The organism is Neisseria sp. HMSC067G12, from assembly GCF_001812725.1.
In the GTDB taxonomy this organism is placed as follows: domain Bacteria; phylum Pseudomonadota; class Gammaproteobacteria; order Burkholderiales; family Neisseriaceae; genus Neisseria; species Neisseria perflava.
Genome location: NZ_KV810212.1, coordinates 255,970 through 280,109, shown reverse-complemented (window position 1 = coordinate 280,109; position 24,140 = coordinate 255,970). Strand labels below are relative to the sequence as shown.

Sequence of the window (24,140 nt, the reverse complement as noted above, 5' to 3'; positions counted from 1 at the left end):
TGAAAACACCAATTTCAGTAAAGTAAACATCATGCAAGACATCAAACCCCTGCTTGTTTTTGCTACCGTCCTCGAACACGGCAGCATGAACGCTGCTGCTGCCGCGTTGGGCATGACGCCGTCTGCCGTCAGCCAGCACATCAACCGCCTCGAAACCTTACACGGCATCAAGCTGTTAAACCGCAGCACGCGCAGCCTTGCGCCTACCGATGCCGGCCGTGCCTTGGGCGAATACTGCCGCCGCCTCGCCGCCACGCTTGCCGATACGCGTACCGTTATCGACAATCTGAAAACCGAACCCGTCGGCGAATTGCGTATTTCCCTGACTTCCACCGTCATCGGTTCCCGCGCTTTTCAGACGGCCTTTTCGCGATTGCAAACCGAGTTCCCAAAAATCCGCCCCGTCCTCAATTTCAGCGATACTTTGGACGACCTGCAACACAATCAGACCGACATCGCCATACGCGGCGGCGACCGGGCTTTGGATGATCCCAACTTGGTTGCGCGCCATCTCGTGACTTGGCCGTACATCATTTGCGCCGCGCCCGATTATCTCGACCGGCATCCGCCCATTACCCATCCATCGCAGCTTCATGCACACCGCTGGCTGCATTTTTTACCTGTCCGCACGACCTTGCAAAATGGTGAAGAAAGCTATTTCCTTGACGTCGCCGACAGCATTGCCTGTACGCATCTTGCCGCCGTGTGTAGCCTGACCGAAAGTGGTTTCGGTTTGTCTTTACAAGTGGGCGGCGAAGTGAAGGAGAAAATTGCACAAGGCCGTCTGAAAGCGGTTTTGCCTGAATGGACATTACCACCGGTCAGCCTTTATTTGGTAACGCCTTATCGTGTGCAGTCTGCCAAAACCGAGGCTGCCGTGCGCATTTTTACCGAGAGTTTTGCCAAGGAAGGGGATTTATGAACGCGGAAAATTGGAGCGTTTACCTGATTTTGTGCGAAAACGGCGCGTTTTATTGCGGCATCAGCAACCGTCCGCAAGAGCGATTTGCGGCGCACTTGTCAGGAAAAGGCGCGAAATACACGCGTTTGAACAAGCCTGTCGAGATGCGCATCGTTTCAGACGGCCTGAACAAGAGTGAAGCGCTGAAACAGGAAATCGGCATTAAGAAATTGACGGCAGAGCAGAAGCGGGGATTGTGGGCTGAAGCTGAAACATTGGCAAAAGACTAATGGCGGGACTGAATTAAATTGTAGTCGGGATATGAAAAACTCTATAAACAAGTAGGCCTGCCGGTGTCTTTTGCATGGCCAAGCGGCAAATGTTTATTAACATGATTCAAACAGGCCGTCTGAAACCTGATTGGGATTCAGACGGCCTGTTTGGGATGGGGATGGCTTTCAGGTTGACACTACTCATGGAGAAATCGGTAAAAAGTTGAATTCTAAAAGAAACTTTGAAAATAAAATAAGTAACTGCTTGAACAATAAAATGAAAGTTATCGCGATTCATGACAAATGGGGTGAATTTCTATCCGAGTAGAGAGGTGGTGTCAATATGTTTTTCAGTTTTTGAGACAAAATCTGATTTATACCAATATTTATTATAGTGTAGGTCGAAAGTATTAGTTTCTATGCTAGAATTTTTAAGCTGTTTATATAAAACAGTGATTTAAACTAAAACTAAGGAAAGACCGAACATGAACAAATTACTGATTGCCGTAATGATGATGGCTGGTTTGACAGCTTGTTCCCAAGAGGCTAAACAGGAGACACAAGAGACTGCTCAAGCCGTTGCATCTGAAGTGAAAAACGAAGCCGCTTCTGCTGCCGAGGCGACTGCATCTGCCGCTCAAGAAGCCGCCGATAAGGTTGAAGCTGCCGCCAGCAAAGCAGAGGAAGCCGCGAAACCTGAAGAAGCCGCCAAGCCCGAAGAGAAAGCTGAAGCGCCTGCCGCTGAAGCCAAGCCTGCCGAATCCGCTAAAGTGGACGGCAAAGCTGTTTTTGAAGCGAACTGTAAAGCATGCCACAGCGGCTTGATTCCCGGCGCTCCGGCCGTAGGCAAAAAAGAAGACTGGGCGCCTCGCATTAAACAAGGCAAAGACACCTTGCACAAACACGCCCTCGAAGGCTTCAATTCCATGCCTGCCAAAGGCGGCAACGGCAGCTTAAGCGACGACGAAGTGAAAGCCGCAGTTGACTACATGGCCAACGAATCCGGCGCTAAATTCTAAATCATGCAGATTGAAACGCACCTTGCCACAAGGTGCGTTTTTTATGGGCAGGAGGATGAAAGTTGAAATAGTGCCGATAAACAGGCAAAGGCCGTCTGAAACATTTTATTTTGAAGCGCAATCGGCTAAAATCAGGCGAATTATTTTATGCAGGAGTAAACCATGAGCAATCAACACGACAACGTAGATGCCGGCGAAATCGCCAAGTTCAGCCAAATCGCCGACAAATGGTGGGATAAAAACGGCGAATTTAAGCCCCTGCATGACATCAACCCCTTGCGCCTCGACTATATCGACGGCTATGCCGGATTGGCAGGCAAACGCGTGCTGGATGTAGGCTGCGGCGGCGGGATTTTGTCGGAAAGCATGGCCAAACGCGGCGCAGAACACGTGACCGGCATCGATATGGCGGAAAAATCCCTGCAAACCGCCGCTGCCCATGCGGCCGCTCAACACGTTGCCAATATCGATTACCGCTGTATCCGCGTCGAAGACCTCGCCGCCGAGCAGCCGCACAGCTTCGACGTGGTAACGTGTATGGAAATGATGGAACACGTTCCTGATCCGTCTGCCATCGTTCAAGCCTGTGCGAAACTGGTCAAACCTGACGGCATGGTGTTTTTCTCCACCATCAACCGCAATCCCAAATCTTATCTGCATCTGATTGTCGGCGCGGAATATCTGTTGAAATTCGTCCCCAAAGGCACGCACGACTGGAAAAAATTCATCACGCCGGCAGAACTCGCTCGCATGTGCCGCCAAGCCGGATTGGATATCGTCGGCAGCAAGGGCATGACCTACAATTTGTTGAGCGGCCGTTATTCTTTGTGCGACTCGACCGAGGTCAACTATATGGTTGCCTGCCGTCCGGCATAAGGTTCCACGGATAAGACACACGGGCTTGCCCGATATTTGAAACAGTATGCCGAAAGCAGCTCGATACAAATATCGGTAAGGCAAATCAGGCCGTCTGAAAAGAAAAAAGGCATGTGCGATACATGCCTTTTTTGTATGTGGGTTGTACTCGTTATTCCGTCCAAGACGAATACGGATGTTTGCTCAGATACGCATTGGTGAATTTACCGTCTGCCGTGATTTCCTTGCCCAGCCAAGACGGTTTGGGGAACTCGGTATCTTCAGACGGTAATTCGATTTCCGCCACAATCAATGGCGCGTTGTCGCCGAAATATTCGTCGATTTCATATACAAAGCCTTCAAATTCGACACGATAGCGGTATTTTTCCATTTTAAACGGGCACATGTCCGCCATCATCGCCTGCGCGTGAGCCAGCGGAATTTCGTATTCAAACTCGCTGCGCGTCATGTCGGAAATATAGCCTTTCAGGGTCAGCCATGCTTGCGAACCGATAATCCGCACGCGGATGGTGCGCTCTTTTTCCACGCTCAAATAGCCCTGTTGCAACACCAGCGGCTCGCTTGCCGCTTTGCGCCAACTGTCATCCGCCAGTAAAAAGCGGCGTTCGATTTCGACCGTCATGAATTCTTTCCTTATTTACCAAACAGGCCGTCTGAAGATCAAAACGGCTTGAAAACCACCATATAAAGCGCGGCCACCATCATCAATACGGGGAGTTCGTTGAATACCCGATACCAGCGGTGCGAATACACATTGCTGCCGTTTTGAAAACGGCGCAGCAGCAGGCCGCAATAAAGCTGGTAAGCCAAGAGCAGCAGGCCGCACAATAATTTAACCGCCAGCCAGCCGTTGCCCCACCAATTATTTACAAACCCGATGGCCGCGCCAAATATCAGCGTTCCCCAGCCCAAAGGCGACATAAAGCGGTACAGCCTGCGCGACATATCCGTCAGCCGTACATATTCCACGCTACCAGGCTCTAATTGCGCCAGATTCACATAAATCCGCGGCAGATAAAACAGTCCGGCAAACCAAGAAATCACAAAAAATATGTGTAACAGCTTAAACCACAAATACATTTCAGACGGCCCCAAAACCTAAAACCATTATTTTATCCGCAATACGGCCCGAGCCAAAACAAAATAGTCAAAACAATCCGATTTAGTGCGCCGCAACAATGTGTTGCAGGCGCGATTTTACCCAAAAACCAAATTGTAAATTTCGCAACAATATGCAAGTTAATATATGCACAATGCAAAAAACTTGTTAAAATCCTATACTATTTAATTATAAAAACATTATGGACGGAAAACATGAAACAATTTGAAATCAGCAACAGCGTCAGGAAAGAGCTTAGCAACTACCTGAATACGCACAATCTAAACCTCAAAGCCGCCATGGACAACGAAACAACCAATGGCGAAGTCGCGGCCATCGTTCACGCAGGATTGCCGGCGATGATTCGGAAAATCTATTCTTTGGAAAAAATGAAAACCTTTTTCTGGACGAAAAAAGATTTGATGATGGAATTTATCAATATGCGTTTGGCTGCCGGCGATAAAAAAGGCAAAAACTAATTTTAGCGATGGGCAGGGGGAGATAGGGGTTTGAAATGCGGACTTCTGTTTTTCTCGAAGTCTTGTTAGGGATAGGTGTACTCATTGTTCCTAATAAATTTTGACAACCGAAAGGTCGTCTGAAATTCAAATGATAGGGCATGGGAACATGCCCTGTTTTTATGGGCGGTTGGTCTGCATTGGGAAAATATTGAGCTTGGCAATCATTGCGGCGTTCCGCGCCGGGTAGTTTTATCGGTTGAATGGTTTTATTTGTTTTGCTGAACATATTGAATGGATTATAAAAAGGCCGTCTGAAATATTTCAGACGGCCTTTAGCGTTGAATCAGCAATTAAAACGGCGGATTTTCAAATCAAGCTGCGTTGTCGAAACCGCTGTGGCGGAGCAGGGCATCCAGGCTTGGTTCGCGGCCGCGGAAGGCTTTGAAGGATTCGGCTGCGTTGCGCGAACCGCCGACGGCCAGTATTTCTTTCCAGAAGCGGCGGCCTGTTTCGGCAACATCGTCGCTTTCTTCAAAAGCGGCGTAAGCGTCCGCGCTCAAAACTTCCGCCCATGCGTAGCTGTAATAGCCTGCGGAGTAGCCGCCGGCGAAGATGTGGCTGAAGCTCAAGGCAAAGCGGTTGTATGCCGGCGGTTGGGTTACGGCGACTTCTTGGCGCACTTTGTCCAAGATTTGCGGCCATTCTTTCAGACGGCCTTCATCTTCCTGATGGTAGATTTCCATGTCGAAGAGGGCAAATTCCATTTGACGGACGAGGAACATACCGCGTTGGAAGTTTTTAGCCGCGTGCATTTTGTCGAACAGCTCTTTCGGCAATACCGCGCCGGTTTCTTCGTGCGAGGACATTTGCGCCAATACGTCGTATTCCCAAACGAAGTTTTCCATGAATTGGCTGGGCAGCTCGACCGCGTCCCATTCGACGCCGTTGATGCCGGATACGCCCACTTCGTCAACTTGGGTCAACAAGTGGTGCAGGCCGTGGCCGGTTTCATGGAAGAGGGTGATGATTTCGTCGTGGCTCAAACGCGCTTCTTTGTCGCCGACCGGCGGGGTGAAGTTGCAGACGAGGTAAGCAGTCGGCAGTTGCAGCGTACCGTCGGCGAAACGGCGGCGGCTTTTGTAGCCGTCCATCCATGCGCCGCCGCGTTTGCCTTCGCGTGCGTACAAGTCCATGTAAACGCCGCCGATGGTTTGGCCGTCTTGTTTCAGCTCGAAATAGCGCACGTCTTTGTGCCAAACGGGGACGGTTTTTTCAGCCAGCTCGATGCCGTAGAGTTTTTTGATTTGGGCAAACAGGCCTGCCAATACTTTGCTGATAGGGAAGTATTTTTTCACTTCGGTTTCGCTGAAGGCGTATTTGGCTTGACGCAGTTTTTCGGCGGCGTAGCTCAAATCCCAAGATTGCGGATCTTCGATATTCAGGCTCTCGCGTGCAAAGGCTTTGATTTCGGCAAAGTCTTTTTCGGCAAACGGTTTGGCGCGGCGGGCAAGGTCGTGCAGGAAGTTTAAAACCTGTTCGGGCGTGTCGGCCATTTTGGTTGCCAGCGACAGCTCGGCGTAGTTTTTGAAACCGAGCAGTTTGGCGGTTTTCAATGCGTTTTCGAGAGTGCGGTCGATGTTGGCCGTATTGTCGAATTTGCCGTCGTCAGACAATTCGCTGGCGCGGGTAACGTAGGCACGGTAGATTTGTTCGCGCAGTTCGCGGTTGTCGGCGTATTGGATGACGGCGAGGTAGTGCGGAATTTGCAGGCCGATTTTGTAGCCTGTTTTACCTTCGCTTTGCGCGGCGGCGGCAAACATGGCGAGGGAGTCTTCGGGAATGCCGGCAAGCGGCGCGGCATCGTCAAAGTGAATGCCGAAAGCGTCGGTTGCGTCTTGGATGTTTTGTGCGAATTTGGCACCCAGTTGCGCGCCTTCGGTTTGCAGTTGCGCCAGTTCTGCCTGCTGTTCGGGCGGCAATTCGGCACCGCTGAGGACGAAATCGCGCAAGTCGTGGTTGAGCTTGGTTTGCTGCGCCGGGGAGAGGGTGTCGAATTCGGCAGAGTTTTTGATGATTTTAAAGCGGTTGTACAACTCGATGTCTTGACCGATTTCGGTGAAGAAGATGGTGATTTCTGGCATCAATTCGTTGTATACGGCACGCAATTCGGGCGTGTCGACTACGGAGTTGAGATGGGAAACCACGCTCCAAATGCGGCCGACGCGTTCGGTAATGTCGGTCAGTTTTTCGACGGTGTTGGCCCAGTCGGTGTGCGTTTGCGCTTTGATGGCGGCGATTTGTTCGCGCGCTTCGGCAATGGCGGTTTGCAGGGCGGGTTTGATGTCTTCGGTTTTGATTTGGTCGAAACGGGGTTCTTCGCCCAAGTGGAGCAGGACGTTGTCGCTCATATGGTTTCTCCTGAATAAGATGGATTCAGACGGCCTTGTGGCCGTCTGAAAAGAAAACGATAGGCGTTATATGGTGGCAGACAGGCAGAATTAAAGTGTCCTGCCTTCCTGTCGGCCAATCTTATTCTGCGCCGCGCGGATTGGCGTGCAATGGCGCAGCCAGCTCGAGGCGCATGGTGGTGCCTTCTGGGGCATAAACCGCATTGGCAACATTGGTTTGCAGGGATTCGGCAAACGAGCCGCGATACACTTTTGCGCCTTGGTGGGTCAGGTTGGATTGCACGTCGACGTACACTTCTCCGCCGATTTGACGCCAGAGGTAGCAGAAGGTGTAGTCTTCAGACAGGTAGCGTTTGCTTTCGGGATCGACCATGCAGTCGAAGAAGCGGTAGTGCAGGCCTTTGTTTTCCGGGCTGTAGTCGCTGTCGGAGACGTAGTTCAACTCGGGGTAGGCCTCTATCATTTTTTCAAATACGCTGCGTTTGATAACCATGAAGCCGGTTGGCGCGTCATGGACTTTCATAAAACCGTCTTCATCGACTTTCAATACGATTTCACCGTTTTCATCTTTGTCGTTGGTGTTGACGGTGTAAGAAGTGTACATACGCTCAAAATCGGCTTGGGTCATGCCGGCCGGAAGGCCTGCTTTCGGCCAGTTTTCGCGTTTGAGCGGATAAACGCCGGCTACAACGTCTTTATCGGCCAAGAGCAGGCGGTAGAATGAGTCGGGAGAGAAGCCGATGTCGGAGTCAATCCAGAATAAATGCGTCCATTCTTTGTTTTCCAAAAATTTGGCCACGCAGTTGTTGCGCGCGCGCGTAATCAGGCTTTCGCCGCGCTGCATCATTACTTGCAGCGGCAGGCCGAGGGAGGCGTTGGTGTGGACGATGTTCAGAAGCGAGAGGGTGTAGTTGTGGAAATATTTGCCGTCATGGCTGGGGGTCATAATGACGGGATACATTTCGGCAAGGGCTGATTCGGGCAACATGACTTTTCCTTATTGTTGATTGTGAACTTCATTATTGTAAGGGATTTAATTGTATCAATAAACAAACCGTACTATTTTGTTTGGTTGATCAGTCGGTATTGCGTGCGCAAAAATTCGTCTAAGACGGCCTGTTGTATTTCCAGCCGTTTGGAAACGGGGGAGGCGAAGCGTACGATGATGTGGTACACCTTGTCATCATGCGGCACGCGGGACACGCGCGGCTGGGCGGCGGGGGTAATAAAGAGTTTTTGCGCTTGAACGTTTTCCAAATATTGTTGGATAACGGGAACATAGGCTGCGCACAAGGGCTCAAGAACGGCTTTCAGACGGCCTATGATTTCGTCCGAATCCAAATGAATCGGCACGGGGATTTCCACCGTATGAATCACATAATTGCCCAAAATATTGTCGCGGCGCACGGTGTGGCTCAGAAGCAGGCTGTTGGGAAACGAGAGCGTTTTGCCGGAAAGTTGGCCGATCAATGGATTAGGGCCGATTTGCATCATCAGCGTGTTCAGCATATTGATATCGACCACCCGTCCGCGCAGGCCGTTGATTTCGATGTAGTCTCCGATGGAGTATTGTTTGGTTACCGAGCGCAGGATGCTGCCGGACAAACACATAATCAGCTCTTTGGTTGCCACCACAATCGCCGCGGCCACTGCAAACATCGACAAGGCCAAAGTTTGAATCTGCGCCGCCCAAATCATCGCCAGCCCGAGCAGGATCAGCAACATGGTCACGTTGCGGCTGAACACCAGCGAGCGGCGTTTGTTTTCAATGCTCAAATCCGGATGGCTGCGAAAATGCGCCGAGAGCAAAATGCTGCGCCCGGCAATGACGGCCACAATCATCAATACCGACATCAATGCCGATTTAATGATTTCTTCACTGACAGGCAAAGCGTTCAGCCATTCATGCATGGTGTTCCACATAATCCTGTTTCCTTTCCCTTCTTAGGCCGTCTGAAAACCCACGCGTTCAAAAATTTCTGCCGCACACGCTTCCGATACCGCAAACAAAGTTGCCACGCTGCCCAAAGCCCGTTGCGTAGCCGCACTCAAATCATCACGGCACACTTCGCCCAGCCACTCAACCGGCCGCACCAGCGACATTTTTTCATCGTCCCATTGCGGACAATGTACCGCGCCGCCCGTAATCCTGCCGACCCGATAACGGCGCAAAGCAGGCGAGTAGGTCAGTACGGCATCTCCATCAGCCAATTCGTTGACAAACCGCCACACCTGAGCCGCGCCCGATTGCGCCGTTCTCAACTTCACATCCGGTACGGCCGAACGGTAAATATCGGTCAGCTCCTCACGGCCAAAACCCTTGGCCGCCGCTTCGGCCAGCATAGGCCAGGCCAATGCCGCAACACCGCGTTCAAAAAATACATCATAAAGCGCACCTTGCGTGCTGCGAACCATATAAAGTTTGGCTTGTTTTCCCATTACAGTACCTGTTTGTTTGAAGGATTCATCCCTTTGTTTCCATGTTACCTGTTACGGCTGAAAAATTCGATATTTTACATTGCCGGAAGGGTTTGAAGTTCTCGCTGAAAATAAATGAATTATAGATGAAAGGCCGTCTGAAAAATAAAATAGGCTTATATATCAACAGATGATATAGCGTAACAATATATTAATAACTGTAAAATTATTTACGTTTGCATCAAAAAAAGATAAGATGGAATAATCAATCGAGAAAGATTGCTATTCACTGAACATTAGGAGAGAAAAATGACCTGTAAAACCCACGAACATCATGACCACGTTCACAGCGCAAACTGCGGCCACACTGCCATCAAACACGAAGGCCACGTCGATTATCTGCACGACGGCCACCTGCACCATGAGCACAACGGCCACTACGACGAGCATGCTCTGAGCGTCAATGAAACCAACCCTGACGGCTGCCATCCGGTTGACACCTGCCACGGCCACGTTCACGGCGAAGGTTGCGGCCACGAAGCCGTACCGCACGGCGATCACGTTGACTACATCGTCAACGGCCGTCTGCATCACCAACATGGCGACCACTGCGACGACCACGGCCCGGTTGAAATCGTTAAATAAAACTGTTTTTCAGACGGCCTTTAATATGGAGCATCTGTAGGGAAAGGGGGGGTATTTTCACCCCCTTTTCATATATATTGTCGTACCCTACACTAAAACAGCCATTATTATGTTTGACATCATATTTGTATTGGTATTCGGCAGGCTCCAAGCCTCCGGAACACTGAATTTTCCCGATAGGCTTTATCCCATCTGGAAATGGGCGCTAGGCGCAGGCATGCTTTATGCCACGATAGGGACAATGCTGGGATACGCTTTCTCCGGTTCCTTCTCCCTAGTCAGCTTTTTGCTGATTATTGCTTTGTCATCAACCTGGTTCTCTCTGTATTTCAAACTGTTGCGGCTTACCGCCTCAAAAACTGTACTGAACCAATGTATTTACTGGGTGCTGGGTATTGTTTCGGCATTGTCGTTCCCCTTTATTGTGGGCTACTTTTCCCTATTGGCCAAAGGCTTTGTACAATAAACTTTTCAGATAATCTCCCTATACAATAAGGTCGTCTGAAAGCCTGAATCTTTATCTGATTTATGTTTTTAAAGCGCTTTTTAAATTAAAGGCCGTCTGAACGTATAGTTTCAGATGGCCTTTAGTTTTACCAATTCACGCGGACGGCCCTGCTGCCGAGCAATGTTTCCAGTTCGTCAAACAAGGCGGTGCTTGGCGTTACCATCCATTTTGGCGCAATTTTCAATTTGCCTGATGCTTTGCCGTTGCTGTACGACAGTTGCAGCGGAATGTGCGACGTGTCGGGCAGGCGGTGGGCGGTGAGGATGGCGGCGAGGCGTGCGATATCGTGGCCGGGGGCGAGGACGAGGCTGAGGCTGCGGGCGTAGCGTTCGCGCGCCATTTGCAGGGTCATGACTTGGTTTGCCATAATGCGCAGACCGTCGCCGCCGCCGTAGTCGTCGCGGCTGACTTTGGATTCGATAATCAGCACTTGGTCGGATTTGAGGTAGTCGGCGCAGTTTTCCAGCGTGTGGCCGCTGACCATGATTTCCACCAGACCGCTCAAATCTTCAAGGCTGACGAAGGCGATTTTGCCGCGTTTGCCCATCATGGTGCGCACAGCGGTAACGAATCCGGCGAGGCGTACGCTGTCTTGCGGTTTCAGACGGCCCAATTTGGTCGGGGCGATTTGGCGGACTTCTTGGGCATACGGGCCGAACGGGTGGCCGGACAGGTAAAAGCCGATGACGGTTTTTTCTTCGGCGAGTTTTTCCGATTCGCTCCACATGGGCGCGTCGATGAGCTGCACCGGTTCAATGGCGTCTTCCATCATGTCGAAAAGTCCGCCCTGATTGACGTTGGCGGCTTTTTGGTCGGCGTTGCTCATGGCAAGGTCGATGTTCGCCAAGAGCATGGCGCGGTTGGGCTCGATGCTGTCGAACGCGCCGCCGCGTATTAGGGCTTCGAGGGTGCGGCGGTTCATGTGTTCTTTGCCGACGCGCTCGCAGAAGTCCAAGAGGCCGGTAAACTTGCCGCCACTTTGCCGCGCGGCGATGATGGATTCGACGGCGGCTTCGCCCGTGCCTTTAATCGCGCCGAGTGCGTAGCGGATTTTCATGTTCGGATACGGCGTGAAGCGGTAGTCGGATTCGTTGATGTCGGGCGGCAGGAACTCGATGCCGTTGGCGCGGCAGTCGTCGTAGAAATGCTTGAGCTGGTCGGTGTTGTCCAATTCAGACGACATGGTTGCCGCCATAAATTCGGCAGGATAATGGGCTTTGAGCCATGCGGTCTGATAGGAAATCAGGGCGTAGGCTGCGGCGTGGGATTTGTTGAAACCGTAGCCGGCGAATTTTTCCATGTAGTTGAAGATTTCGTCGGATTTTTCGCGCGAAATGCCTTGTTTTGCCGCGCCTTCGGCGAAAATTTCGCGGTGTTTCACCATTTCTTCGGGCTTTTTCTTACCCATGGCGCGGCGCAACAAGTCTGCGCCGCCGAGCGAGTAGCCGCCGATAATCTGCGCCGCCTGCATTACTTGTTCCTGATACACCATAATGCCGTAGGTCGGCGCGAGGATGCCTTCGATCAGCGGGTGGATGTATTGGAATTCCTGTCCCTTCATGCGCGCGACGAAGTCGGGGATGTTGTCCATCGGGCCTGGGCGGTAGAGCGACACGAAGGCGATGAGTTCTTCAAACTTGGTCGTGTGCGCCGTTTTCAGCATTTTTTTCATGCCGGTCGACTCGAACTGGAAGACGGCGGTGGTGTTCGCATCGCGGAAGATTTGGTAGGCAGCTTGGTCGTCAAGCGGAATCTTGCCGACATCGACAATATCGCCGGTGGTGTTTTTGATGTTGTTCTGCGCCATTTCGATAATGGTCAGGTTGCGCAGACCCAAAAAGTCGAACTTCACCAAACCCACGTCTTCCACGTCGCCCTTGTCGTACATGGATACGGGCGAGGCGGATTCGTCCGCCTGATACACGGGGCTGTAATCGGAAATCTTGCCCGGCGCAATCAACACGCCGCCCGCGTGCATACCCAAACCGCGCGTCAGGTCTTCCAGCTTTTTCGCCAGCGTAATCAGTTCGTCCGCTTCTTCCGCTTCAATCAATTCCTGAATCTGCGGCTCGGCCTCCATGGCTTTTTCCAAACTCAGGGGTTTGTTGGCTTCCAACGGAATCAGTTTGGACAGTTTGTCGCACAGCATAAACGGCAGTTCCAGCACGCGTCCGACGTCGCGAATCACCGCTTTGGACGACATCGTGCCGAAGGTAACAATCTGGCTTACCGCATCCGCGCCGTATTTTTCGCGCACATATTCAATCACGCGGCCACGGTTTGCCTGACAGAAGTCGACGTCAAAGTCAGGCATGGAGACGCGTTCAGGGTTCAAGAAACGCTCGAACAGCAGCGCGTATTTCAGCGGGTCAAGGTCGGTAATCTTCAGCGAATACGCCACCAGCGAGCCAGCGCCCGAACCGCGTCCCGGCCCTACCGGACAGCCGTGCGTTTTCGCCCAGTTGATAAAGTCTTGTACGATAAGGAAATAGCCGGGGAATTTCATCTGGATGATGATGTTCAACTCAAAATCCAGCCGTTCCTGATATTCCGGCATTTTTGCCGCACGCTCTGCCTCGTCGGGATAAAGCTGAACCATACGTTCATGCAAGCCCTCGTTGGACAGCTTCACCAAATAATCGTCCAGCGACAGGCCGTCCGGAGTAGGGAAGAGCGGCAGGAAGTTTTTGCCCAATGTGATGTGTAGATTACAGCGTTTGGCAATTTCCACCGTGTTTTCCAAGGCCTCGGGTAAATCGGCGAAACGTTCGGCCATGGTTTCCGGCGGAATGAAAAACTGGCTTGGCGTGAAATCGCGCGGACGTTTCTTGTCCGTCAGCACCCAGCCGCCCGCGATGCACACCCGCGCCTCGTGCGCGTTGAAATCGTCGCGGCTCATAAACTGCGTCGGATGCGTCGCTACCACCGGCAAACCCAGTTCCTCCGCCAGCTTCACGCTGCCGGAAACACAAGCCTCCCATTCAGGGCGTTCGGGCAGGCGTTGCAGCTCTAAATAAAACGCATCGGGAAACCACGCCGCGTATTTCAACGCCGCCGCACGCGCCGCGTCTTCATTGCCGTTTAAGAGATTCACGCCCACTTCGCCGTAATGCGCGCCGCTCAAACAAATCAAGCCGCTGTTGTCGCCGTTTTCCAGCCATTCGGGATTGAGTTCCGCATGATGGATATTGCGGTCTTTGCCGACATAGGCCTCCGTCAAAAGCTCGCTCAAGCGCAGATAACCCGCATCGTTGCGGATAATCAGCATGGCGCGAAACGGCTTGTCAGGCGCATTCGGATTACCTATCCACACATCCGCCGCGCCGATGGGCTTAATCCCTGCGCCGCGGCAGGCTTTATAGAATTTCACCAAACCGAATTCGTTCATCAAATCGCTGATGCCCAAAGCAGGCAAACCGTATTCCTGCGCTTTGGCAATCAGTTTTTTAATCCGCACCATACCGTCAGTAATCGAGAATTCGGTATGCAGGCGCAGGGGGATATAGGTCGGCTCGGTCATGGCAAAATCGGCGTGAACAATAAAAGGCGTATTGTAGCAGGGTTGGCAGCGAAAGGCCGTCTGAAAACCAAATGTAATGAGGTTGAATAAAGCAAATAAAACAGAAGGGGGCTTTCTTTCAGACGGCCATGTTAAAATATCGCCATTATTGAAAAGGATTAAATGATGGAAGCAACTGTCTATCTTGAAGACAACGAATACATCGCTTTATGCGACTTGTTGAAACTGGCCGGCCTAGCCGAAAGCGGCGGACAGGCAAAAGCGTTTATCGCCGAAGGGCTGGTGTTGCGCAACGGCGAAACCGAAACCCGTAAAACCGCCAAAATACGCGGCGGCGAAGTGATTGAATTTGACGGCGCACGCTTGGAAATTGCCGATGGATACGACCCTGAAGAATAAAGCCGAAGCCATCTTGGGCGAACCGTTGTTAGACGAACCTATCCGCCCCGAGTCGTGGGAATGTTGCGGCAGCGAGTGCGGCGATGCCTGTATCCAGACAATGTATTGGGCGGAAAAAGCCCGCTATGATGCACAACGGCGGAAATTGAAAGAAGCAGGTTGGGTAGGCGGCGAAGATGAGACAAAGGCCGTCTGAAAACGATTGGCTTGATGTAAATCGTGTTTTAAATAATGCTGCATTAAAGCCAATGCCGTCTGAAAGTTTCAGACAGCATTGGCTTTTTTAAAGTTTAAATTAAGATTTTGTTACCTCGGAAGTGGTTGCATTTTCAGGTGTGCCAGGTGCAGCATCGGCAGGAGCCTGATAATCTGTATTTTGCGATGAAGAGGGCTCAGCATTGTCATGTTTATGATGCTTATCATGTTTACCAAAGTGTCGTTTGTCTTGATCGTCATCTTGTGCTACTGCCAATACTTTGCCGTTTTGAGCATCAACCAAAGCTTCGTATTCAACGCCGTCTTTCAAGATTTCTACTTTGTAACGGCCGCCCAAATGTTGTTTGTATTTGTAATCGACATCTTTAACGACGCCGCCCACTTCTGCTACCGCTGCTGCGGCTGCTTGCTGGCCGGAAACCTTTGCAAACATACCTTCTTTGAAAGCCATGGTACCTGCCGCACCGGCAACGCCCAAACTTGAAGCAATAATACCGGCAATGATGAGTTTTTTTGAAATAAAAGCGTTAATGCGTTTCATGATTTTCTTTCCTACTGTGTTGTTGAACGATGAATGCATTCTATGCCTCAACAATTAGCTGAACATGAGCAAAACGCTAAGATGTGTAATGGGTTGCAATACTAAAATTAACACTTTAATAATGGAGATCGAAGCCGCGTTTTCAGACGGCCTTGCTGATATGTTGTGATGGCATATTTGGCGCAGATTGTGGTTTGCGTGTGAAAACAAAAAAAGCGTGATGAAAAAAAGGGCATGTGTGAGACATGCCCCCGGATTAAATGGTAAATGCGATGGTGAGAAACCAAATGACAGAATAAGATTTGCGGTTGGTCAACTTATCTCATTCCGCCTTGTTTTACAATCACTCAGGCGATGTTTCGCCTGCAAGATTTTCGATTTCTTCGCGATGCGCGTCAAACCATGAGCCGACCACTTGATTGACTTCGTCCATACCTTGCTTTTTCAGGCTGGAGAACAGTTGAACGCTGATTTTTTGGCGTTCGGTGTAGGGTTTCAGTGATTTTTTTACCGCCGCCAAAGTTTTAATCTGGTCGTTTTTAGACAGCTTGTCTGCTTTTGACAGCAGGATATGCACAGGGCGGCCGGTGATGTGGAAAAAGTCCAGCATCTGAATGTCTAAAGCCTTGAGCGGATGGCGCGAGTCCATAATCAAAATCAGGCCGATCAGTTGGCGGCGTTGTTGCAGGTAGTCGCCCAAGAGTTTGACCCAGTGCGCACGAATAGCCTCCGGTACTTGCGCGTAGCCGTAGCCGGGCAAATCGACCATGAAATTGCCGTTTTCCAGTTCAAAGAAATTGATGTGTTGGGTGCGGCCCGGTGTTTTGGAAACGTAGGCAAGGCGCACATGATTGGTTAAAGTATTGATGGCGCTGGATTTTCCGGCATTGCTTCGGCCGACAAAGGCAATCTCGGCCGGCGTGTCGGGCAGGTCTTTCAGATGGTTGACCGTTGTAAAGAATTTAGCATTTTGAAAAAGGTTCATCAGTATTTCCTTGCATGGAAACAAAACTGCAACATCATAATTTGTATCGGGCATTTATGTTGCAGCAGTTTGGTAATTTGAGTAGTAATTTAATGTAAACTTGGTATAGAATAGCACGTTTATAGAATTATCGGTTTTAATCGGGAAAATTCCCCGGTATTTGAGTATAAAAAAGGCATTGACGCGGTACGCAATGCTGTAATCAGGAGCACTCCATGAAACGATTGACTTTATTGGCCTTGGTATTGGCTGCCGGTGCGGTTTCCGCTGCCCCTAAAGCAGATGCTGAAAAAGGCAAACAGGTAGCGACTACTATCTGTGCGGCGTGTCACGCAGCCGATGGTAACAGCGGTATCGCAACTTATCCTAAACTGGCAGGTCAGGCTGCGGCCTACACCTACGGTCAAACCATGGCCATCAAAGACGGTACCCGTACCCACGGTGCTGCCGGCGTGATGAAACCGATGGTGATGAACTTGTCCGAACAAGACATCCGCGACGCTGCCGCCTACTACGCCAAACAACAAGGCAAACCGGGCGAAGCCAATCCTAAAGAAAACCCAGAGCTGGGCGCGAAAATCTATCGCGGCGGCCTGAGCGCTAAAAAACTGCCGGCATGTATGTCTTGCCACGGCCCTAGCGGCGCAGGTATCCCGGGCGGCGGTACTGAAATCCAAGCCTATCCTCGTTTGGGCGGCCAACACAAAGCTTACGTTGTCGAGCAAATGAAAGCTTACCAATCCGGCCAACGTAAAAACGCTATCATGGCCGATATTGCCAACCGCCTGAGCGAAGAAGAGTTGAACGCAGTAGCCAACTTCATTCAAGGTTTGCACTAAATTTCGTTCTGAAACGAGTTTATTGATACAGGCCGTCTGAAAACCCTTCAGACGGCCTTAGCCAATATAAACCGATAAGCCTGATTGGTTTTTTCAAATAGCGACGGCAAGATTTTTACTGCAATATGCAATATTCTTCCTTTCGCATCACACGTCATAGCAGTCCGTTCTACCGATCGGGTTGCCCCAAGCCGACATTTGAGATATGAGTAAATCTTCATCATCCGTCCCACTTATCCGTAGACCATGGTTTGCCTTTTTCAGCTCCATGCGTTTTGCCGTTGCCCTGCTCAGCCTGTTGGGCGTGGCTTCGATTATCGGTACGGTCTTGCAGCAAAACCAGCCGCAAGTCGATTATTTGGTGAAATTCGGCCCGTTTTGGTCGCAGATTTTCGGCTTTTTGGGCCTGTACGACGTGTATGCCTCGGCGTGGTTCGTTGTCATCATGATGTTTTTGGTGATTTCCACCGGATTGTGCCTGATTCGCAATGTTCCGCCGTTTTTGCGCGAGATTCGTTCGTTCCGTGAAAACGCGAAGGAAAAATCGCTGGCGGCAATGCGCCATTCCATCGTTTTAGACGGACAGGTGACGCCCGAAGTCGCACAACGGTATTTGGAAGTACAAGGTTATGGCTGCAAAACCGTTACGCGTGAAGACGGTTCGGTTTTGGTGGCGGCGAAAAAAGGCGCGATGAACAAATGGGGCTATATCTTTGCCCATGCCGCGCTGATTGTGATTTGTTTGGGCGGTTTGATAGACAGCAATATTCTGCTGAAAATCGGTATGCTCACCGGCCGGGTCGTGCCGGACAATACGGCGGTTTACGCCAAAGACTTTAAGCCCGAAAGCGTGTTGGGTACGTCCAATTTGTCGTTTAGGGGCAATGTCAATATTTCGGAAGGTCAGAGCGCGGACGTGGTATTTCTGAATGCGGATAACGGCATGCTCGTGCAAGACTTGCCGTTTTCCGTCAAATTGAAGAAATTCCATATTGATTTTTACGATACCGGTATGCCGCGCGATTTCGCCAGCGACTTGGAAGTCACGGACAAGGCAACCGGCAAAGTCAGCGAACACACCATCCGCGTCAACTATCCTTTGACGCTGCACGGTATTACGGTTTATCAGGCAAGTTTTGCCGACGGCGGCTCAGACTTGACGTTTAAAGCGTGGAATCTGGCTGATGCCGACCGTACTCCGGTCAAACTCAAAGCAACTTCAATGCGCGAGTTTCCGCTGGATTTGGGCAAGGCTTCTTATAAATTGGAATTCGACCAGTTTACTTCGATGAACGTCGAAGACATGAGCGAGCCGTCTGAAAAAGAGCAAAACCTGAAATCCGCCATCAATGATGTTCGTTCTGTCCGTCAGGAAGGCAAAAAATACACCAATATTGGCCCATCTATCGTTTACCGCATCCGCGACAAAGCAGGGCAGGCGGTCGAATATAAAAACTATATGTTGCCGGTAAAACAAGATGAAGACTATTTCTTCATTACCGGCACGCGCAGCGGCTTGGCGCAGCAATACCGCTGGTTGCGCATTCCAATGGATAAAAACGGTAAAATCGATACCTTTATGGCTTTGCGCCAATATTTGAAAGACGATGCGGCACGCCGTAAAACCGTTGCCAACGCCGTCAAAGGCGCACCCGCCGAAATCCGCGAGCAATTCATGGCGGCGGCGGAAAATACTTTGTCGATTTTTGCCAAAGGCGGCTATTTGGCTTTGGACGAATTTGTTACCACCAACATTCCCAAAGATCAGCAGGAAAAAATGCAGGGCTATTTCTATGAGATGCTCTATGGCGTGATGAATGCCGCTTTGGAAGACACGATCAGTACATACAACCTGCCGGCTTGGCCGCAAGATGAAAAACGCAACCGCTTCCTGCTGCATGCAATGGATGCGTACACCGGTTTAACCGAGTATCCTGCGCCGATGTTGCTGCAATTGGACGGCTATTCCGAAGTGCGCTCTTCCGGATTGCAGATGACCCGTTCTCCGGGGGAATTCTTGGTGTATTTGGGTTCGGTATTGCTGGTGTTGGGCACGGTGTTTATGTTCTATATCCGTGAAAAACGTGCTTGGCTGCTGTTTTCAGACGGCCGTATCCGTTTTGCCATGTCTTCCAGCCGCAACGAACGCGACTTGCAGAAAGAATTTCCGCAACACACACGGCAATTGCAGCAGCTTGCCAAGGATTTGAACCATGAATAACAAACATCAGGCCTTGCCCGAGCATGAGCTTCTGACACACAAATCATTTATCCGAAACCTCAACCTCTTCGACTGGGCATTCGCACTGCTGATTGCCATCAGTGCGTTTATTGCCCAAACCCAAGCCGGTCTGCACATGGACATCTACGAAATGGTGATTTTGTGGGCGAGTGCCGGTATTGCCGTTTTTCTGGGTTGGTTTTTCAAACCGATGCGCTGGTTTATCCCTTTGGGCGTGTGCTTGGCGTATTTGGCCGTTGATTTGTATGGCGGTGACATCAAACACGCAGACGGTTTCCTGCTCAAATATCTGTTAAGCAGCCAGTCGGCGATTATGTGGCAATGCGCGTTTGTGTTCTTTGCCTTGTTTGCCTATATCGTCGGCGCGATAGCGGCGGTGCGCAAAAATGTGTCGTCCAATACGCTTTTGGGCATGGGTACCGTGTTTGCGTGGGTTTCCGCGATGGCGGGCTTTGTCGGTTTGCTGGTACGCTGGCATGAAAGCTATCTGCTGCGTCCCGATGCCGGCCATATTCCGGTTTCCAACCTTTACGAAGTATTTATCTTGTTCTTGGTCATTACGGCACTGATGTACCTCTATTACGAAGGCCGTTTTGCCGTACAAAAACTGGGTGGCTTTGTCTTCAGCTTTATGGCAATTGTGGTCGGATTTGTCTTATGGTACAGCGTTTCACGCGAGGCTCATGCCATTCAGCCGCTGATTCCGGCTTTGCAGTCTTGGTGGATGAAAATCCACGTTCCGGCCAACTTTATCGGCTACGGCGCATTCTGTATCGCTGCCATGCTGGGTATTGCCGAACTGCTGGTGCTCAGAAAAGAAGATGCGGGCAAAAAATCATGGCTGCCGCACTCGCAAGTCATTGAAGAAGTTATGTACAAAGCGATTGCTGTCGGTTTCTTATTCTTCACGATTGCCACCATTCTCGGCGCATTGTGGGCAGCCTCTGCGTGGGGTCGCTATTGGAGCTGGGACCCGAAAGAAACTTGGGCATTCATCGTTTGGCTGAATTACGCTGTTTGGTTGCATTTGCGGCTGGTGGCAGGCTGGCGCGGCAGGGTGTTGGCTTGGTGGGCAGTCATCGGCCTGGTCATTACCGCCTTTGCCTTTATCGGCGTGAATATGTTCTTGAGCGGCCTGCATTCTTACGGCACTTTGTAAACCGCTTATTCCGCACTTTATTTCAGACGGCCTTTTTCCGTTTTCGGAGAAAACGCCGTCTGAATCGTTTTTAATCATTTTTTCAGACGGCCTCAAACCATGTTGGTATTAGGAATTGAATCATCTTGCGACGAAACCGGCGTTGCGCTCTACGATACCGAGCGCGGCCTGTTGGCGCATCATTTGCACACACAAATGGCGATGCACGCCGAATACGGCGGCGTTGTCCCCGAATTGGCCAGTCGCGACCATATCCGCCGTGTCGTGCCGTTGACGCAAGGTTGCTTGAAGGAAGCAGGCGTAGGCTATGCCGACATCGACGCGGTTGCCTTTACGCAAGGTCCGGGCTTGGGCGGCGCATTGCTGGCCGGTTCAGGCTTCGCCAACGCCTTGGCATTTGCCATCGGTAAGCCCGTTATCCCTGTCCACCATCTTGAAGGCCATTTGCTCTCGCCTTTGTTGGCAGACGACAAGCCTGAATTTCCATTTGTCGCTTTGCTGGTGTCGGGCGGGCATACACAATTTATGGCTGTACGCGGTATCGGCGATTACACCTTGCTGGGTGAAAGCGTGGATGATGCGGCAGGCGAGGCGTTCGACAAAACGGCCAAGCTTTTAGGTTTGCCTTATCCCGGCGGTGCCAAATTATCCGAGCTGGCCAAACTCGGCACGCCTGATGCCTTCACATTCCCACGTCCTATGCTCCATTCGCACGATTTGCAGATGAGCTTTTCCGGTTTGAAAACAGCCGTTTTGACCGCTGTCGAAAAAGTCCGCGCCGAAACCGGCAACGATGAAATTCCCGAGCAGACACGTAACGACATTTGCCGCGCTTTCCAAGATGCGGTGGTTGACGTGTTGGCGGCCAAAGCCAAAAAAGCGTTGTTGGATACCGGCTTCAGAACTTTGGTGGTTGCCGGCGGTGTGGGTGCAAACTGGAAGCTGCGTGATGAATTTTCGCGCTTAACCGTCAAAATGCCATCTGAAAAAGGCAAACCAAAGCCGCAGGAAGAAAAAATCAATGTTTATTTCCCGCCGATGGCATATTGTACCGACAACGGAGCAATGATTGCCTTTGCCGGCGCGATGCGTCTTGCCGAGCGTCAGGCTGTCGGCGCATTCAATGTCAAGCCGCGCTGGCCGCTGTCGGATATTGTGAAGCAGGGTTGATGCATTAGACTGCTTTGATGCAATGAAAGGCCGTCTGAAAACCTGAAAACATGGTTTTCAGACGGCCTTTAATGAAACGGATGTTTACGGTAAAACTTCATTCAAAAAGATGAGTAATTTTTTCATCCGTTTTTTCTACAATATTAACTTTGATTGATTGCAAAAGGCCGTCTGAAATGACGAATTTATCCAAAGGTTTGCTGGCTGCGATAGCGTCCAATTTGTTGTTTTCCATGCTGTTTCTGTACGGTATGTGGATGAGGCCGATGACGGGGACGGAGGTGTTTGCCTGGCGCATGGTCGCCATGCTGTCGGCTTTGTGCGTGCTGATGACGATGGTCAGCGGTTGGCTGGCGGCAATGCGTTTTGCTTATGGAGTCGGCCGGGATTGGAAACGGTGGCTGCTGATTGTATTGCCGACGCCGATATTTGCCAGCCAGTTGTGGCTGTTTGTCTGGGGGCCGGTCAATGGGGAAGGAGTAAACATTGCCATGGGTTATTTCCTGTTTCCTTTGGTGATGATGCTGGGTGGACGGATTTGGTTTAAAGAGCGTTTGAACCGGTTGCAGAGGGTGGCGGTAATCTTGGCGTGTGCAGGCGTGGCATGTGAATTGGTGCGGTCGGGCGCGTTTTCGTGGACGACTGTATGGGTGTTCGGTACTTATCCGTTTTATTATCTGCTGCGCCGCAAGCTGGGCGTGCCTTCCTTAATCGGGCTGACCTTTGATTTATTGATGATTACGCCGTTTGCGTTGGCGTATATTTTGCTGGCAACGGATACGCCGGCGATGATTGCGGCCAAACCGGTTTTAATCTTTTTTATTGTGTTGCTGGGTTTTAATAGTGCAATATCCATGCAGTTGAATTTGAAGGCGAATCAGTTGCTGCCGGTGGCAGTGTTCGGCATGTTGAGCTATTTGGAGCCTGTATTGCTTTTTATTGTGTCGATTGTATGGCTGGGCGAGCCGGTGCAAAAAGGCGCATTGATCGGCTATGGCCTGATTTGGTCGGGATTGTGCGTGATGATTGTTAATGGCTTGTTAGGAATGAATAAAGAAAAGAAATTGGCTAAAGCTTGATGATAGATTGAGGCCGTCTGAAAAATGGGTTGACCAATATTTTCAGACGGCCTTTGATATTGAAAGGGATGTATCGGATACGTTCCTTTTGTTTTACCAGCATTGGGCGATACGGTCAGCTTCTTGCAGGCGTTCGACTGTACCGACGTCCAGCCAAAGGCCGTTATGGTGTTCGCCGCTGATTTGGCTTTGGCTCATAGCTTGACGCAACAGAGGGGCAAGCTTGGCAGCCTGGTGCGCCGGGGTATCTTTGAAAAGCGCGGGATGATAAACGCCCACGCCGCTGAAAGTCAGGGCCTGGCCGTCTGAGGATGATGCGGATACCAGGCCGTCTGAAAGCAGGCCGAAGTCGCCTTCGGGATGATGGGGTGGATTGTCCACCAGCCACAAATGGGCGAGAAGGTTGTGTTCCTGCATGCGCTGGGCAGCCAGTCGTGCAGCTTGGAAATCAATGTCGGTCAACACGTCGCCATTGACGACCAAAAACGGCTCGTTGCCCAAAAGCGGCAGGGCGGTGGCAATGCCTCCGGCAGTTTCCAGGCCTCCGGCGCGCTCGGGAGAATAGGCAATGTGTACGCCGTAGGCTGAACCGTCTTTCAAGGTGTCTTCGATTTGCTGGCCAAGCCAGGCATGGTTGATGACGATTTCAGTAAAGCCGGCCTTCCGCAGGCGGCGTAAGTGCCAGCCGATAAGCGGCGTGCCTGCTACTTCGAGTAAGGGTTTGGGCGTGTGGTCGGTCAGGGGGCGCATGCGTTCGCCGCGACCGGCGGCCAGTATCATTGCTTTCATGGGTGTGCCTATAATGTGTGAAACAGAAAAGGTCTCAGGCCGTCTGAAAAAATGAAACCGATGTTTCAGACGGCATGAGACCTTTATTTATGCCAAAGATTTGAATTGCCTACGGAAATACAGCAATGCCGGCGCTTGCGTATCGGTATTGCGGATTTCATTGATCTGAACGAAAAAGACGTAATGCGTGCCGATTTCGCGTTGATCGACAATGCTGCCGTGCAGGTGCGCCAGCGCGCCTTCGACTTCTAGCTGTCCGGTTTGTCCTCTATGCCAAATATGGTATTCAAAGCGTTCTTCGGGCGAGAGGTCGGTCAATCCGGCAAAGTGTTCAGCAACATCCTGTTGGCCGTCGTTGAGTGTGTTGATACACAAATCACGGTTGCCTTGCAGGATGGGAATGATGGCGGATTGGCGGTTGATGCACAGCATGACCGTCGGCGGCTCGTCGGTAACGGCAGTTACGGCAGTCATAGTAATGCCATAGCGCCCTGCTTCACCGTCTGTCGTGATAACGTGTACACCGGCGGCACAGGAGGCCATGGCATCTCGGAAAGATCTCTTGAGTGTGTGTGTTGAATCTGTCATCCGGCT

General features: G+C 51.0%; 25 protein-coding genes. 14 read left to right on the top strand and 11 right to left on the bottom strand.

The window, feature by feature from the left end; genetic code table 11:
• Positions 1–31: 31 nt before the first annotated feature.
• From HMPREF2871_RS08925 to ubiG, 4 genes are all read left to right on the top strand, one after another.
• Positions 32–922, top strand: a complete 891-nt coding sequence (locus tag HMPREF2871_RS08925) for a LysR family transcriptional regulator (protein ID WP_049344307.1) — start codon at positions 32–34, stop codon at positions 920–922.
• A complete protein-coding gene (locus tag HMPREF2871_RS08920; protein WP_049344305.1) occupies positions 919–1,191 on the top strand; it encodes a GIY-YIG nuclease family protein in 273 nt (90 codons plus the stop codon). The genes HMPREF2871_RS08925 and HMPREF2871_RS08920 overlap by 4 nt, the downstream gene beginning before the upstream one ends.
• Before the next feature lie 467 nt (positions 1,192–1,658).
• Complete coding sequence (locus tag HMPREF2871_RS08915) at positions 1,659–2,192, top strand: c-type cytochrome (protein WP_049344303.1); 534 nt, start codon at positions 1,659–1,661, stop codon at positions 2,190–2,192.
• Between the two features lie 162 nt (positions 2,193–2,354).
• Entirely contained in the window at positions 2,355–3,068 is a 714-nt protein-coding gene (ubiG, locus tag HMPREF2871_RS08910) for a bifunctional 2-polyprenyl-6-hydroxyphenol methylase/3-demethylubiquinol 3-O-methyltransferase UbiG (protein WP_049344302.1), read from the top strand.
• A gap of 151 nt (positions 3,069–3,219) precedes the next feature.
• Here the strand turns inward: ubiG and HMPREF2871_RS08905 are convergent, their stop codons facing one another.
• Positions 3,220–3,690: a CYTH domain-containing protein gene (locus HMPREF2871_RS08905; RefSeq protein ID WP_049344300.1), complete on the bottom strand. Its 471-nt coding sequence runs from the start codon at positions 3,688–3,690 to the stop codon at positions 3,220–3,222.
• A 38-nt stretch (positions 3,691–3,728) separates the two neighbouring features.
• Positions 3,729–4,148 carry a CopD family protein gene (locus tag HMPREF2871_RS08900; RefSeq protein ID WP_004520906.1) on the bottom strand — a complete coding sequence of 140 codons (420 nt, stop codon included), beginning with the start codon at positions 4,146–4,148 and terminating at the stop codon, positions 3,729–3,731.
• A 234-nt stretch (positions 4,149–4,382) separates the two neighbouring features.
• On the opposite strand from HMPREF2871_RS08900, the gene HMPREF2871_RS08895 reads away from it, so the two are divergent.
• A complete protein-coding gene (locus HMPREF2871_RS08895; protein ID WP_004520905.1) occupies positions 4,383–4,646 on the top strand; it encodes a hypothetical protein in 264 nt (87 codons plus the stop codon).
• A 353-nt stretch (positions 4,647–4,999) separates the two neighbouring features.
• Here the strand turns inward: HMPREF2871_RS08895 and HMPREF2871_RS08890 are convergent, their stop codons facing one another.
• The 4 genes from HMPREF2871_RS08890 to HMPREF2871_RS08875 all read right to left on the bottom strand — a co-directional run bounded on the left by HMPREF2871_RS08890 (position 5,000) and on the right by HMPREF2871_RS08875 (position 9,475).
• Positions 5,000–7,036, bottom strand: coding sequence for a M3 family metallopeptidase (locus HMPREF2871_RS08890; protein ID WP_049336939.1), 2,037 nt, complete (start codon positions 7,034–7,036; stop codon positions 5,000–5,002).
• A gap of 121 nt (positions 7,037–7,157) precedes the next feature.
• Positions 7,158–8,024 carry a hypothetical protein gene (locus HMPREF2871_RS08885; RefSeq protein ID WP_004520901.1) on the bottom strand — a complete coding sequence of 289 codons (867 nt, stop codon included), beginning with the start codon at positions 8,022–8,024 and terminating at the stop codon, positions 7,158–7,160.
• 71 nt (positions 8,025–8,095) lie between these two features.
• Positions 8,096–8,959, bottom strand: a complete 864-nt coding sequence (locus tag HMPREF2871_RS08880; RefSeq protein WP_004520900.1) for a mechanosensitive ion channel family protein — start codon at positions 8,957–8,959, stop codon at positions 8,096–8,098.
• A gap of 21 nt (positions 8,960–8,980) precedes the next feature.
• Positions 8,981–9,475, bottom strand: a complete 495-nt coding sequence (locus HMPREF2871_RS08875) for a restriction endonuclease (protein WP_004520899.1) — start codon at positions 9,473–9,475, stop codon at positions 8,981–8,983.
• A 288-nt stretch (positions 9,476–9,763) separates the two neighbouring features.
• Here HMPREF2871_RS08875 and HMPREF2871_RS08870 point away from each other — a divergent pair, with 288 nt between their 5' ends.
• Positions 9,764–10,099, top strand: a complete 336-nt coding sequence (locus HMPREF2871_RS08870; protein WP_039862525.1) for a hypothetical protein — start codon at positions 9,764–9,766, stop codon at positions 10,097–10,099.
• A gap of 109 nt (positions 10,100–10,208) precedes the next feature.
• Positions 10,209–10,565: a hypothetical protein gene (locus HMPREF2871_RS08865; RefSeq protein WP_004520896.1), complete on the top strand. Its 357-nt coding sequence runs from the start codon at positions 10,209–10,211 to the stop codon at positions 10,563–10,565.
• A gap of 127 nt (positions 10,566–10,692) precedes the next feature.
• Here the strand turns inward: HMPREF2871_RS08865 and dnaE are convergent, their stop codons facing one another.
• Positions 10,693–14,127: a DNA polymerase III subunit alpha gene (dnaE, locus tag HMPREF2871_RS08860; protein ID WP_049336940.1), complete on the bottom strand. Its 3,435-nt coding sequence runs from the start codon at positions 14,125–14,127 to the stop codon at positions 10,693–10,695.
• A gap of 165 nt (positions 14,128–14,292) precedes the next feature.
• Here dnaE and HMPREF2871_RS08855 point away from each other — a divergent pair, with 165 nt between their 5' ends.
• Positions 14,293–14,526, top strand: coding sequence for an RNA-binding S4 domain-containing protein (locus tag HMPREF2871_RS08855; RefSeq protein WP_002221492.1), 234 nt, complete (start codon positions 14,293–14,295; stop codon positions 14,524–14,526).
• Complete coding sequence (locus HMPREF2871_RS08850) at positions 14,504–14,722, top strand: hypothetical protein (protein ID WP_049336941.1); 219 nt, start codon at positions 14,504–14,506, stop codon at positions 14,720–14,722. Before HMPREF2871_RS08855 ends, HMPREF2871_RS08850 begins: the two co-directional genes overlap by 23 nt.
• Positions 14,723–14,821: 99 nt before the next feature.
• Here the strand turns inward: HMPREF2871_RS08850 and HMPREF2871_RS08845 are convergent, their stop codons facing one another.
• Both HMPREF2871_RS08845 and yihA read right to left on the bottom strand, forming a co-directional pair.
• On the bottom strand, positions 14,822–15,283 hold the full coding sequence (locus HMPREF2871_RS08845; protein WP_225905463.1) for a PepSY domain-containing protein: 462 nt from the start codon (positions 15,281–15,283) through the stop codon (positions 14,822–14,824).
• Positions 15,284–15,626: 343 nt separating this feature from the next.
• Positions 15,627–16,268, bottom strand: a complete 642-nt coding sequence (gene yihA / locus HMPREF2871_RS08840; RefSeq protein WP_049336942.1) for a ribosome biogenesis GTP-binding protein YihA/YsxC — start codon at positions 16,266–16,268, stop codon at positions 15,627–15,629.
• Between the two features lie 215 nt (positions 16,269–16,483).
• Here yihA and HMPREF2871_RS08835 point away from each other — a divergent pair, with 215 nt between their 5' ends.
• The 5 genes from HMPREF2871_RS08835 to rarD all read left to right on the top strand — a co-directional run bounded on the left by HMPREF2871_RS08835 (position 16,484) and on the right by rarD (position 22,757).
• Positions 16,484–17,107: a c-type cytochrome gene (locus HMPREF2871_RS08835; protein ID WP_003684518.1), complete on the top strand. Its 624-nt coding sequence runs from the start codon at positions 16,484–16,486 to the stop codon at positions 17,105–17,107.
• Positions 17,108–17,375: 268 nt separating this feature from the next.
• On the top strand, positions 17,376–19,328 hold the full coding sequence (locus HMPREF2871_RS08830) for a cytochrome c biogenesis protein ResB (RefSeq protein ID WP_049344298.1): 1,953 nt from the start codon (positions 17,376–17,378) through the stop codon (positions 19,326–19,328).
• Positions 19,321–20,508, top strand: coding sequence for a c-type cytochrome biogenesis protein CcsB (gene ccsB, locus HMPREF2871_RS08825; protein WP_049344296.1), 1,188 nt, complete (start codon positions 19,321–19,323; stop codon positions 20,506–20,508). Before HMPREF2871_RS08830 ends, ccsB begins: the two co-directional genes overlap by 8 nt.
• Before the next feature lie 99 nt (positions 20,509–20,607).
• Entirely contained in the window at positions 20,608–21,678 is a 1,071-nt protein-coding gene (gene tsaD, locus HMPREF2871_RS08820; RefSeq protein ID WP_004520888.1) for a tRNA (adenosine(37)-N6)-threonylcarbamoyltransferase complex transferase subunit TsaD, read from the top strand.
• A 176-nt stretch (positions 21,679–21,854) separates the two neighbouring features.
• The gene (gene rarD / locus HMPREF2871_RS08815; RefSeq protein ID WP_039862520.1) at positions 21,855–22,757 is read left to right on the top strand and encodes an EamA family transporter RarD; all 903 of its coding nucleotides are present in this window, start codon (positions 21,855–21,857) and stop codon (positions 22,755–22,757) included.
• A 93-nt stretch (positions 22,758–22,850) separates the two neighbouring features.
• Here rarD and murU read toward each other — a convergent pair whose 3' ends face one another.
• Entirely contained in the window at positions 22,851–23,546 is a 696-nt protein-coding gene (gene murU / locus HMPREF2871_RS08810; RefSeq protein WP_004520885.1) for an N-acetylmuramate alpha-1-phosphate uridylyltransferase MurU, read from the bottom strand.
• A gap of 87 nt (positions 23,547–23,633) precedes the next feature.
• Positions 23,634–24,134 (bottom strand): 4-hydroxyphenylacetate 3-monooxygenase, reductase component, encoded by a 501-nt coding sequence (gene hpaC, locus HMPREF2871_RS08805; protein WP_049336944.1) that lies wholly within the window; start codon positions 24,132–24,134, stop codon positions 23,634–23,636.
• Positions 24,135–24,140: the final 6 nt, after the last annotated feature.